Source organism: Paenibacillus sp. OV219 (assembly GCF_900110075.1).
GTDB lineage: Bacteria > Bacillota > Bacilli > Paenibacillales > Paenibacillaceae > Paenibacillus_Z.
Map to the genome: position 1 here is coordinate 301,652 of NZ_FOCJ01000004.1, position 13,229 is coordinate 314,880.

Genomic DNA, 13,229 nt, shown 5'->3' on the forward strand with positions numbered 1-13,229 from the left:
CCAAGGAGGTCTTTATTCATGGCAGTTCGTAAATTGGAGCATGTTGGCGTTATGGTTAGCAATTTGGAGGATTCGATTAAGTTCTATACCGAAGTAGTTGGACTCAAATATCTGTATACATTGACGCACAATAATGGCGTTATTCGTCTCGGCTTCCTCGCAGGCGCAGACGGTCAGGAGTCCGAAGTTGAGCTGATCGAAGGCTACCCTGGCGAGCTCTCCGAAGAAGGCCGCACGCACCATCTTGCTTTTACAGTGGATGATGTGGAAGCGGAATTGGAACGAATCAAAGGCCTTGGCGTTCCGCTGAAAGAAACAGAAATTACAACGCTCTCTAATGGCGCGCGCTACTTCTTCTTCTACGGCCCAGACCGCGAATATCTTGAAATGTTCCAGCCTGCAAGCAAAGCCTAAGATATCGGCAACTACGAAGTGGGGAGAGAGATACTGTGACACAAGCTTATCCGCTGCAATTTAAAGCAGAGATGAAGGAACGAATTTGGGGAGGCCGCGCGTTGGAGCAATTCGGCCTAGAGCTGCCGGATGGCGCAATCGGGGAAGGCTGGATGATCGGCGACCATCCGAACGGCACAACGAAAGTAATGAACGGCGCACTCGCCGGGCTTGGACTGGACGAGATTCGTCAGCAATACGGACGAGAGTACTTCGGCACGAAAGGCTACGCCGAGGAAGGCCGCTTCCCGCTGCTTATCAAGCTGCTTGACTGCAACGACGATCTGTCGATCCAAGTGCATCCGACGGATTCGTATGAAGGGCTTCCGAAGGGCGAGCTTGGTAAAACCGAAATGTGGTACATTCTCGCTGCCGAACCAGGCGCCAAGATCATCTATGGGTTAAAAGACGGCGTTGACCGCGCTGCGCTCGCTTCCGCAATCGAAGAAGGCCGCGTGATGGATTGCCTGCAAGAGGTTTCCGTCGAGGCCGGCGATGCGTTCTACATACCAGCTGGAACGGTTCACGCGCTGTGCGCTGGCGTTGTCGTCGCTGAAATTCAGCAGAACTCCGACACCACTTACCGCGTGTTCGACTATAACCGTCCGGGACTCGACGGCAAGCTCCGCGAGCTTCACGTTGAAGATTCTCTCAACGTAACGGCATATGAAGGCGCGGGTGCGAGCCGCATGAAGACCGATGCAATCGGCGACAATGAATGGCTGTGCATCGCAGAATCGCCATACTTCGTTGTAGATAAAGGTCTCGTTCGCGCACCGTGGAAGCAGTCTACAACGCCGGAATCGTTCGTCATTCTGGTTATTGCCGAAGGAACTGGCTCACTTAGCTGGGACGGCGGCAAGCAAGCCGTTAAAGCAGGCGAATGTTTCCTGCTCCCTGCCAGCCTCGGCGGCTATGAGCTGGACGGTCATATGACCGTGCTGCGCAGCGTAACGCCTTAGATCAGTGAACATAGTAGAGCCCCCTTCGCGTTAATTGCGGAGGGGGCTTTAGTGTATAAAGAGTCTTGATAGAGAAGCTAGATTGCCCACAATTCAATACAGTGCTCGCCCTTCAAGCTAGTCGGAATGACATCAAGCTGTTCGCCATCGCATGTCATTCGGAACTTCGTTCCGAAGCCATGGACGGCAATATTGAGTACAGCCTCCCGGTAGCGCAAATGATCTAGCCGGAGATCGCGAAGCGTCTCTGGAACAGCAGGCGTAATCGTCATTCCCTGTTCATCGTACTCAATTCCGAGGACCCCGAAGTAGAAGTAAGAGATGAAGCCAGCGGCATGCCAGAGCTGACCGGGCCAACGCCATGCTTTGCCTGTCTTGTAGTCAATCACTTCATAGAACGTCTTTGTCATCACGCTATTGCGGACTTGCTGCGCAATGAGAGTCATGAGCAGATCGAGTCTCCCCTCACGCCCCGCAGCCGCCGCCATCCCGCTCGTCCAGACGATCCAAGCCGCACCCGCGAAGTGATTCGTCTCCTCGCGATAAGGAAAGACGTTCACGCCGAACTCGTTCATCGCCACCTCTGGCAGCCGATTCAAAATACGCTGACGCTGCTCCGGCGTGGCAATGCCGTACCTCGGCCACATCGCCATCTCCTGTCCGGCGGATTCCCAGTAGCCTTCACGATAGCTCTCGCTGCCGATCGGACCGCTGGTGAAGTAGCCTGCTTCATCATTCCAATATTGACGCTGAATGCCCTGAAGCAGGCGTTCACCTATCTCCGCCCAGCTCCTGACCTGTTCCTCCGGTTCCCCCATGAGAACACCCATGCGCGACATCGCACGGAACGATTCCATGAAATAAGTTTCCGTCGCCAAGCAGAATCCGCCAGCCTCGGGTTCAGGAAACGCATCATTGGAGGTCGACTGATCAGCTGGGACTAAGCCTTGGTCTGCATCGAAGCTCTCTTCAAGCTTCGCAATCCGGCTCTTCAGATTCGGCCATGTTTGCTGAACGAGAGTCAGATCACCTGTCGCCAAATAGTAGTCCCATATGCCAACGATCGGCATCGCCGTGCCGTCTACGCCATTGTCGAAGCCATCCTTCGTCGTGAAGAGCAGCGATGCCCTGGCTCCTGCCGGGTCCAGCAGATTCCCGGAACGAATCGCGATATGCGTCGTATCCCGAACCCAGACACCGAAGCCTTCCCCTGGACCTTGGAATTGTCCCGCGGTCCACATCCCTTCCTCGCCTGGTCGGGCAAATTCTGGCGAGCCGCACCGATAGAAGACATCCGCTGCGAGACGGTACGCAGCATCTATCGTCGCATGGCCAGTGTGAAGATCTGGCAGTTTCGCAATCTCAGCCTGTGGATGCCAGACGTTGCCGCGATCAATGACGCGGGTCATATCATTCGCCCAGTTCTTGCGCCACACGAACTCTTCGACGGCACGGGTTGGCGATAGAATTGTATTGCGGTCAGGCACGTATGCAGGCGGCTCGCCATAAACGGTATCTTCAACACGATGGCTATAGATTGAATAGCTCTCCGATTGGTAAATAACATGGTCCTCTGCCGGATGAGCCGCTTCGATGAGCAACCGCTCGGGCGGACTCGGCTCCGTGCTGCGCAGGCCATATACGTCTACAGCCACCGATTGTATCGTTCCGCTCTGACAATGCAGCTTGAGATTCCGCTGCTGCTCGTAGTCGGGCGTGACCGAAATGGATAAGAGCGCCTCGCCGTCACCTGCGAATATCTCCATCGAAGTTTGGTCCAGCAACAATCGTAGCTTGAGGCTGACTTCGCGCATCGCCAACGTTGTCGCCGCCCCGTTGCATCTAATAGTTGACGCGAACTCGCTCATCTCCACAACAATCTTGAGCCCATAGAGCACGATCTCGAGCAAATAGCTTTGAGCTACCGCGTTAATATCCAGATGAACGTCCAGCAGATTTGAAGTTATCGCATCCGGTTCGCCATCCTCCGCAGGCAGAATGCGAATATCCGGCCATTCGCCAGGAGCCATTCTAAACTGTAAGCTTTCGTTGAATGGATGCTGTTCATGCAGATCAGCGACCGTCCATTCACGTTGCCACACACGCAGATTGTGCAGTTCGCCAACAGGCGCAGCATGAAGCCTGGCGCTGCCCTGCGCTGATCTGCGCATACTCAGCTCCGTAAGCACGAGCAGCCGACCGCTACTTCCAAGGCTAAGCCCAGCAAGGATAAGGCGTCCCTTCCCACAAGCCAGCCGTTCCGAATCCACGCCGTAACACAAGGTAGCAGGCTCACCATCCGTGATGAAAGACTCGCCGTCCCACTCCCCGATATCGTACGTGTGATTCTCGTGAAGCCTGAGCCATTTTGTAAGATTAGGGTCGTTCACAATCGGCAGCTCGACTATACATGGAGGAGCCTGACTATCCTTACCCCCAGTCAGCTCCTTCCTCGTCTGCACAGTTGCCTCATGCCAATGGACGAGATCCCGGCTAACCGCAGCCCCCGCTCCTGAACCATCCGCATACCTGTATTCGAAGCACCACTGGCCCTGCTCATCCTCATAATAGAAATCGATCAGTTCGCCAATCCCACCTTGAGCCCCCGCTGCAAAATGAAACTGAGGTCTGCGCAAAGCTACTGGTTCCGCTGTTTCCATCACGGCCTCCTATGTCTAGCTGATGTTCGCTGCTCGCATCTCCCAAATCTCCAAGCTGGAGATTTGAACTTCCCCGCTAGACTGTAGAAGAATGCGATTGCTATCTTCCAAGGAAGGATAGACGCGCGCGGTCATGCAGATTTCATCGCCGGCAAACAGCTCAACAACAGACTGATCGACGAACAGACGCAGCTGCACGGACTCCTCTCCTTCTTGCAGAATCAGCTCGGATACCATATCGGCTTTGCGTACTCCACTGAACAAGCTCGAGTTAGAACGGTCCAGCGTAATCGTCCCTGCCGCAAAATCAATGCGCACATCTGTATGCTCCCGCCCGTCAGGCGAAGCCAGAACAGAGATTGTCAGCACCTGAGCAGCATTAGCAGCAGGCTTCTTGATTTCAATCGCAGCTTCGAATGTGGTCGAGGATATACCCGTATCGAGCGACTGTTCCTCACTGATTAGCACATCTGCGAAAGTAACACTCTCGCCCCGCAGCGACGCCAGCTCCGGTACCGGTGTCATCGCAATACGGCCAGAAGGCTTCAGCTCGACAACTCGCGGCAGCGCCAGCGCTCCATTCCAGTCCAGCTGTACAGGAAAATCTTCTCCCCTGCACTCTGGCATCCAGCCGAGTAGAATGCATCGACCCGCTTCGTCAACGAAGCCCGTCGATGCGTAATAACCATCCCATCCCCCAGTATCAACGGTTCCGCGTCCTTCGACTTCCTTCAGCCCTTCTGCGCTCCACGGGCCAGTCACATATTGCACAGGTGCGCTTGGGGAATAGAATAGAACCGCTTTATCTCCGAAACGGAAGATGTGCGGACATTCAAAAATCCCCTCTTCACCTTTATAGTAAATCCGCTCGAAGCTCCACTCTTCCAAATTGTCGGAGCGATAGATGAGCGCAACACCTTTATCCTCATGAATGCCGCCTGTGAGCATTTTCCATCCATCCTGCTCTTTCCAAACGTACGGATCGCGCCACTCCGTAACTTGCAGGTCACCGTGAAGCTCACCCGTAAGCACAGGGTTGAACTCCGGCTTATGCCACGAGAGCAAATCTTCGCTGTCACGCTTAACAGTCCACTGCTGTGCACCGATAGTTGCATTTCGTTCCCCTTCGCCAATGCTTGTATAGAACAAGCGGACATCTTGGCCATCGACAACCGCACAGCCCGAGTAGCAATGTTGCTCTCCGAGATCGCGGGAAGGCGCCAGCGCAATAGGAAGGTGCTCCCAGTTCACAAGGTCGAGACTCTTCGCATGACCCCAATGAATTTGGCCCCACTCTGGCGCATCAGGGTTATGCTGGTAAAACAGATGATATTCGCCGTTCCGCTGAAAAGGCCCGTTCGGGTCGTTCATCCAATTGCAAGGCGGTGTAAAATGATACTTCGGTTTGTAACGATCCATAGTTATCTCTCCTTATGTTCACTTTCGTTCGCTTCGTTTAGATAGTTCGCGGAAGTCCTCCGCCATACCTTCGATCTATATAAAAAAAGTAGAGCCTCCCATTCAGGAGGCTCAGCACTGCATTACTTAGAACTATTTGACAAAGAACGTTGCGTCTTGCTGATCCGCGCTCGTTGTAATGGACGAAATGTACAACAGTCCGTTCATATGTCTTATATATTGTCCCGCAATGTTATACGATTCGAACGACGCTGCGAGTCCATTCGCGAATCCCGTACGGAGCTTCCACGTTGCATCGTTCTTGAACAGCGTCGTGCCGTCGTTCACATCCATCCACACTTCGCCATTCTTATGACGCAAGAAGCGGCCTGGGAAGTTGACGGATTCGATAGATATTGCAGTAGAATCCGCCAACCCCGGCACGATCTTCCATTGCGCGTCCGCGATATACTGGCTTCCGTTCGTCTTACCTCTGCCGCTCTCATGGCGAATGAAGCTGCCTGGGAAGTTGTAGGTCTCGAACTGGTTAATCGGCGTTTCGGTATCGACGCGGACGGCTTTCCAACGCTGTGTATCCAGACCGTTCGCCGTATATTGAATAATCTTCGTTCCCGCAGGCGCTCCGCCGCCAGCGTTATCGACCATCAGACCGCTGTGCTCATTCATTATGGTATAAAAGCTTCCGCTGCCCGAGTACGTGAACTTCCAGCGCTGCGTATCGAGGAAGTTGTCCGTCCATTGGTTGATTTGTGTGCCCGGTGTCATCGCGCCGTTCGGATCATCCCAAACGAGACTGTTATTTAGGTTCATCACGCGGAAGAAGCCGTTGCTCTGATAATCTGCCTTGAACCATTGGGTATTCACGCCGAGGTCGTTATACTCGATCAGACGTGTTCCCGCAGGAGAGCCTCCGCCTGCGTTATCAATGACGAGCCCGTTGTTCTGGTTGACGAATTTGTACGTCGCACCGGAGACAATCGACGAGTCACCGTTCATTTGCGCCACATTGGAACGAATTTCGTTGATGCTGCCGACTTTGACGGTGTTGATCTCAAGAAGCATGTTATTCGCAAGCGGGAGCAGCGTTCCGCTCCACGCAGCAGGTGTGTTCTGATTGCTGCCCACCACAGTGAGCGGCGCATCAATCAGCTGCCAAGTGGCGCCGTTATCCGCACTCGTGAACAGTTTGTTATGATCAGGCACAACGTCGGTCATGCCGCGCACATAGAATCTGCCATTCGTCGTGCCGTCGTCCACATATGCGACTTCCGGAGCTTGGGAGGCGCGGTAAATGCCGGAGCCAACAACAGCCCCAAGTCCAGATGGCGTTCCCCAGTTGATGCCATCGGAGGACGTTTTGAACCGAACCGCTGCTTCTGGCGGCGCTCCAAAATGCTCATAGAACATATAATAAGTGCCGTTCTTATGGCGAACGACGCGAGGCATGCCTGGCCGCGCGCCCGAGTTCGAGCTATCGCCGATGATGATGCTGTAGTTGCCCCACGTCACGCCGCCGTCCGATGAAATTTCGCGCGCAATTGCCTGGTTGTAACCCGCTTGCCGCTCATCGGAATAGTAGCAGATCAGACGACCATCGCTTGAAACAGCGAACTCCGGCTCCCACGTATGATGCGTACCGGAGCCGCCTTGAGCGGCCAAATTGCTGTGCAATTGCCATGTCGCGCCATTGTCAGTACTACGCCAAATATGAATCGTGTAGGTCGCGCCAGCGCCCCAATCGCTCGATGCGAAGAGCAGCGTGCCAGCCGGATAGCTGCCAAGCTGCTGAGGCAGCACATACAGCGTCGTCATCGCCTGCTGATCGCGGTTCAAGCCATAGCTGTTCGGGTCGATCTGGGAGAGGTACGTCCAGCTCTTGCCGTTGTCCGCGCTCTGATAGAAGTTGAACGGCTGCATGCCCACCCAGCTCGTATTGACAGGGAATTTTCTCGTAAAGGTAGCCAGGATATTGCCATTGCCCAATTTCACCGCTCTTGCGTAATAAGGCTCAGGCTCCGCAGAATTGCTATAAACGACCGAACCGGAAGCGGCTGCATTCGCAGGTGCAATGGCAAACAATTGAAGCAGTAACAGAAGCGCAAGCGATACTAGAAAGAATCGTTTCCTCTTGTTCATTACTGTTCCTCCTAAGGCATTATGGTTTATTCGTCACCGGCCCGTCCTGCTGCAGCGCTGCGTTTGGCCCCATGCCGCCTGCGATGACCGGCCATCCGTCCTTCCAGTCGATCCTATCAAGCATCATCACACGCCCTGAAGAGGAAATATCTTTGAGGTTGTAGGCATGGTACAGCATCCAATCGGTTCCTGCCTCATCTTGAATGACAGCGTTATGGCCCGGCGCGAGGAATGTGTCATTCTTCTCGAGCACCGGATTGTTCGGAAACGGCTCAAACGGGCCAGCCCACGACTTACTCCGCGCAGCCATTACTGCATAATGGGCGTCTTGACCACTGTTATCTTGGCAGCAATAATCGCCGGAGTAGAACATGTAATAGTAGCCGTTTCGCTTCACAACCCAAGGTCCTTCGACTAGTGCATCGTAGCCTTCTCTGCTTTGCACGCCAGGGTAAATAACGGCCTTCTCTTCCCCGACTACGCTCAGTCCGTCTTCTGCCAGCTGGGCAGCATAGATCGGCTGTTTATCAGAGCCCCAATACAAGTACCGCTTGCCGTCCTCAACATCCAGCACGAACGGGTCAATCTTCTCAAACCCTGTACCCCACACAACCGGGCCACCTTCATCCTTATAGGGTCCAAGCGGGTTATCCGCGACTGCTACGCCAATGCCCATCCCTTTGAACGGGTCGCCGTCGTTCACTTTGGTCGAATAGTACACGTAATACTTGCCTTTGTAATAGGTCAGATGCGGCGCCCACATATAATCGAATGTCGCCCAAGACGGCACTTCATCGACTGTGAATACGGTACCCTTCATCTCCCAGTGCACGAGATCCTTCGACTGCAGAATCGGCAGCGGTACGAGCTTCCCGTCATACTGGCTTTGCGTAGTAATCGCGTAATAATAACCGTCCTCTGCCTTAATGACTGTAGGGTCCGGCGCGTCATGATTGTAGACGGGATTCGTGAACGCCGTCTTCACGACTGGCTGTCCTTTATCGGCACTAATAAAGAACCAAGCCGCGTAAGACAACGCGGCCAGGATAAGTACGAGAGCGGCAATTACTGTACTCTTTCTTTTACAAAACGCATTTGGCACGCTCACAATCATTCACCAGCTGGTAAGGGACAATCGGTCTCCGTCGATACCGGCTTGCCGAAATCCGGTTCTCCTTGCGCCGTCCAACCAAACTTCTGCATCCGCGGCTGACGGTTCTCCATGCCTCCCTCAGACGTCGGAATCGCATGATAGACGATCCAGTCTTCGGTGCCGTCCGGCGATTGCGTGAAGCTGTTATGCCCAGGTGCATACACGCCGTTCTCCACACATTTGACGAATACGGGATGATCACTCTTCGTCCATGAAGCCGGATCAAGCAAGTCGCTGTCCGCATCCGACGTCAGCATTCCTAAGCCGTAATCATCCGACCAAGTCGTGCTGGCCGAGTAGATCAGGAATACTTTCCCGTAACGGATAAGGAAGCATGGGCCTTCATTAATTGCCATTCCGCCTTGCTTTTCCCAGTCGTATTCCGGTTTCGTCAGCAGCACCTCTGGACCGGAAACTGTCCATGGATTGTCCATTGCAACCGCATAGATAGCGGAGCCGTAATCTGGATAGTTACCATATCCGGCATACATGAAATACAGCTTGCCGTCATGCTGGAGCACCGTACCGTCAAGGCCCGGCAGCGCTGTCTTGATCGCGCCTTTCTCATTCCACTCTCCCTGCGTCGGATCGTCGTTCTCGTTCTCGAGCACATAGATTTTGCGGCCGGCATCCCCGCTTCCGTCACTCGCCGTGAAGTAGATGTACCATTTCTCCCCGAGAAAATGAATTTCAGGCGCCCATAGGTCGCAGCAGCCTGGACCTTCTTGCGGCGGCAGCCAAACCGTCGTCTTCCGCGCTCCGGCAACCCCGCTCATAGTTATGGATCGGAACAAATCCAGCCGATCGCCGCATGTCACCATATAGTAGTAGCAGCCGTCGGTGTGCCGATACATCCACGGATCTGCACCGCTTTCCATAATCGGATTGCGAAAAGTTTTATTCGTCGTAAGTGTCAATTTAGTTCCTCCTGACTATCCTTTCATTCCCGTCAATGTGACGCCTTCAACGAAATAACGCTGTGCAAAAAAGAACAGTAGCGCCGTTGGAATCAATGCGAGTATCGAGCCAGCCATAATATAAGTCCAATTCGACGTATACATCCCCTGAAAGGATGCGAGTACGAGCTGAAGTGTGAATTTCTCCGGAGTGTTAATGTAGATCAACGGTCCAAGAAAATCGTTGTAGCCGCCTAAGAAACCGAATATCCCTTGCGCCATCAGAGCAGGCTTCGACAAAGGCAGTATGATTTTGATAAAAATTTGAATCGGATTCAGCCCATCCATCATCGCCGCATCCTCAAGCTCAGAAGGAATTGACATAAAGAACTGGCGGAGGAAGAACACCGCCGCAGCCGCGCCGAACATTCCCGGAACCATGAGCGGTAGCCAGCTATCCACCCATCCAACGTTTTTGTACAAAATAAAGGTCGGAATCATCGTGACGACGCCAGGAATCATCATCGTCGCAAGCAGCATAACAAACAAGGTGTTACGAGCCGGAAATTGAATTCTCGCAAACGCATATGCCGCCAGCGCACTCGTAAATAACCCGATTAAGGTCGTCGGAATGACGATAATAAGAGTATTCATAAAGCCGTGCAAGAGATTGGCTTCTCCCAGGACAAACGAATAATTGCTCCATTCGATATGTGTTGGGATCCACTTCGGCGGCAGTTCAAACACAGCGCCTTCTTCTTTGAGAGAAGTGGACAGCATCCAAAGAAAAGGAACAGCCAAAACCACTGAGCCCGCAAGCAGAAACAGGTAAGCAACAGCTTTCCGCATTTGCTCGGCAGCACGCTTCTTTGAAGATCTGACGCCGATTGCAACATCGGACATTGGACTTACCTCCTATTCGTAATGCACCCAGCGGCGAGACAACCAGAAGTTAAGAAGCGTAATGGCCATCAGCAAGAGGCCGAGCATCCACGCCATAGCAGATGCATAGCCCATCTCCATGTAGCGGAACGCGTTTTGGAATAGGTAATACACAATCGTGGTCGTCGAGTAATTGGGTCCGCCTTCGGTCATAATTTGGAATCTTGGGAAATCCTGCATCGCGCCGATAATCGACGTAATCAGTATGTATAGCGTCGTAGGCGAGATACACGGAATAGTCACTCTTACGAATCGTTGCCACGCATTCGCTCCATCGATCTCCGCCGCTTCGTACAAGCTTCGCGAAACTCCTTGAAGCGCTGCCAAGTACAGTACCATATTAAATCCAAGTCCCGACCATATCCCTTGCAGAATCATCGCCGGCATCGCCCAATCCTCACTGCTGAGCCATGCAAGTCCAGCGATGCCGAACCAGCCGAGGAAGATATTGAGGAGGCCATAATCAGCATTGAAAATCCACTTCCACAGTAATGTCATCGCAACAACAGAACTGATGGTCGGCAGGAAGAAAGCGGTCCGGAACAACCGGATGCCTACAATCTTCTGATTCAGCGCAATTGCAATCGCAAGCGACAGTATCATCCCGAACGGAATGGAGAGCGCAGAGTACAAGGTGTTCTTGAGCGTCTTCCAGAAGAGCGGATCGCGAGCGAGCAGCCGGGCATAGTTGTCCGCACCAGTCAGCTCAGGAGCATGGTAGCCGCTGTACTTCGTAAAGCTTACATAGACCGAGAAACAGATCGGAATCATGGCAAACAGCAGAAAGCCCAATATAGGAGCAGAGATGAAGGCATAGGCCCACAAATACATCTTCCGTTTGTTGCTCACATCTATCCTCCTCCTTACTTCAAGAGCATGGAAGGAGCTCTAGCCCGAGCTCCCCCTTACGCTCTTTTGCATCATTTTACTTAAAGATTGCCGGATTACCTTCCTTGATCGCCGCATCAATCTTCGGCTTCAGCTCATTAAGGAGATCCGCTGCCGGACGCTTGCCTTCCCACATCGGTCCAAGGTTTTGGTTCAGCATATCCCACCATTTGGCATTCGGCAGGTTCGTCCATGGACCTGGAACTTCGTTCTGTGCCGCCTTGATGAACACTTCTGCGTGCTCAGGCTTCTGTCCAGGCTGCAGGAACACATCAGTATTCGCCATCGACTTGAAGCTCGGAATTGCAAAGCCCATCAGCGATTGTTCCTTCTGTCCTTCAGGTCCGCCCAGGTACTCAACAAGCTTGTAGGCTGCATCCTTCTGCTTCGTCTTACTGTAAACACCGAGACCTACAGAACCGCTCCAGCCTGCCCATTTTCCATTCGCTGGCAGTGGTGCAACGTCCCAATCAAACTTCAGCTTACGATAAGTCGGCACCATCCAGCGGCCTTGAATCATCATCGCCAGCTTTCCTGTTTCGAACATTTGACCGTCATTCATTGCTTTCAGCGCTCTGCTATCAGGTACAACGTTATGTTTGTGCGCGAGATCAACTGCGAACTGCAGCGCATCCGACGCTTCCTTGCTATTCAGCAAGAATTCTTTCTTATCTTCGCTGAGGAACTGGCCGCCGTTACCAAACACGAAGCCTTCCCACCAGATCGGGCCCATACCGTATTGCGTTACTTTATCGCCATTCTTAACAGTCAGCTTCTGAGCCGTATCTAGGAGCTCGTCGAATGTCATAGGGTTCTCAGCGCTTGGGAATGGAACGCCCATCTTTGTGAAAATATCTTTATTGTAATAAAGGACTGTCGGGCCGATATCCTTCGGCAGCGCGTACAGATTACCTTTGCCAGTTACAGCACCGTCATAACGGTAACGAAGAAGTGAGGACTCCCACATGTCGGCAGTATCGATGTTGCTTGTGCTTAAGTACTCGTCGATCGGCAGCAGCAAATCTTGGCTAACCCATCTGCCGAAGTCGCCGTCTGGCACGTAGAAGACGTCTGGAGCGTCGCCGCCAGCCAGGATCGTATTCATCTTGCCGACGTAATCGTCCGGGATATGTAGATATTCAACTTTGATGTTCGGATTCTTCTCTTCAAAGCTCTTGAGCAGCTTCGTGAACACTTCCTTCTCGGAAGGATCGCCCCAGCCAGCAAAACGAATCTTTACAGGCTCAGCAGCTGGCTGGTTTGCGCTCGTATTTGCACTGTTATTCGTATTGGATGAGTCCGATGCCGTATTATCCGCTGCAGTCGATGTGTTACTTGTATTAGCCGTGTTGTTATTGCCACTGTTGTCGCTGCTTCCGCATGCCACCGTACTACCGATTAATACCGTCATTGCCGCTAAGGCTCCAACCCGTTTTGTCCATTGATTCATTCTCTTTAGCCCCTTTGTCGTTAATTTAAAACCAACTTCTTGTTTTAAATATCAGATCATCCTGCCAATTGCGAAGAAACTTGCGCTTCTCACCTCCAAAGTAGGCTAACAATTTCGGGAACCCCTTGCCATATGACCAAAACCTTCTTTTAATAAACAACAATCATGTTACAAATCAAATTATATGTTTGTTCCCATCTCTTGTCAACGCTTTCAAACATAAATATTATTTTATAAAACAAAATAAAAAGCGCTGCTGCGCCTTTTATA

Annotated in this window: 10 protein-coding genes; 2 read left to right on the plus strand and 8 right to left on the minus strand. The window is 52.6% G+C overall.

Annotated features, from left to right (window positions below; translation table 11 throughout):
* Positions 1-18 precede the first annotated feature (18 nt).
* The gene (locus BMY11_RS13120) at positions 19-414 is read left to right on the plus strand and encodes a VOC family protein (protein ID WP_090576387.1); all 396 of its coding nucleotides are present in this window, start codon (positions 19-21) and stop codon (positions 412-414) included.
* 35 nt (positions 415-449) lie between these two features.
* Positions 450-1,415 (plus strand): type I phosphomannose isomerase catalytic subunit, encoded by a 966-nt coding sequence (locus tag BMY11_RS13125; protein ID WP_090576389.1) that lies wholly within the window; start codon positions 450-452, stop codon positions 1,413-1,415.
* Positions 1,416-1,492: 77 nt separating this feature from the next.
* Here the strand turns inward: BMY11_RS13125 and BMY11_RS13130 are convergent, their stop codons facing one another.
* The 8 genes from BMY11_RS13130 to BMY11_RS13165 form a co-directional block, all read right to left on the minus strand.
* On the minus strand, positions 1,493-4,075 hold the full coding sequence (locus BMY11_RS13130) for an alpha-L-rhamnosidase-related protein (RefSeq protein ID WP_090576392.1): 2,583 nt from the start codon (positions 4,073-4,075) through the stop codon (positions 1,493-1,495).
* 15 nt (positions 4,076-4,090) lie between these two features.
* Complete coding sequence (locus tag BMY11_RS13135) at positions 4,091-5,494, minus strand: glycoside hydrolase family 32 protein (protein ID WP_090576394.1); 1,404 nt, start codon at positions 5,492-5,494, stop codon at positions 4,091-4,093.
* 132 nt (positions 5,495-5,626) lie between these two features.
* A complete protein-coding gene (locus tag BMY11_RS13140; RefSeq protein ID WP_090576397.1) occupies positions 5,627-7,630 on the minus strand; it encodes an AbfB domain-containing protein in 2,004 nt (667 codons plus the stop codon).
* A 19-nt stretch (positions 7,631-7,649) separates the two neighbouring features.
* Positions 7,650-8,738: a glycoside hydrolase family 43 protein gene (locus tag BMY11_RS13145; RefSeq protein ID WP_177182621.1), complete on the minus strand. Its 1,089-nt coding sequence runs from the start codon at positions 8,736-8,738 to the stop codon at positions 7,650-7,652.
* A gap of 2 nt (positions 8,739-8,740) precedes the next feature.
* Positions 8,741-9,700: a glycoside hydrolase family 43 protein gene (locus tag BMY11_RS13150; protein ID WP_256217441.1), complete on the minus strand. Its 960-nt coding sequence runs from the start codon at positions 9,698-9,700 to the stop codon at positions 8,741-8,743.
* Between the two features lie 15 nt (positions 9,701-9,715).
* Positions 9,716-10,582 (minus strand): carbohydrate ABC transporter permease, encoded by an 867-nt coding sequence (locus BMY11_RS13155; protein WP_090576401.1) that lies wholly within the window; start codon positions 10,580-10,582, stop codon positions 9,716-9,718.
* A gap of 12 nt (positions 10,583-10,594) precedes the next feature.
* Positions 10,595-11,470: a carbohydrate ABC transporter permease gene (locus tag BMY11_RS13160; RefSeq protein ID WP_256217442.1), complete on the minus strand. Its 876-nt coding sequence runs from the start codon at positions 11,468-11,470 to the stop codon at positions 10,595-10,597.
* Positions 11,471-11,546: 76 nt separating this feature from the next.
* On the minus strand, positions 11,547-12,959 hold the full coding sequence (locus BMY11_RS13165; protein ID WP_256217443.1) for an ABC transporter substrate-binding protein: 1,413 nt from the start codon (positions 12,957-12,959) through the stop codon (positions 11,547-11,549).
* Between the last annotated feature and the right edge of the window lie 270 nt (positions 12,960-13,229).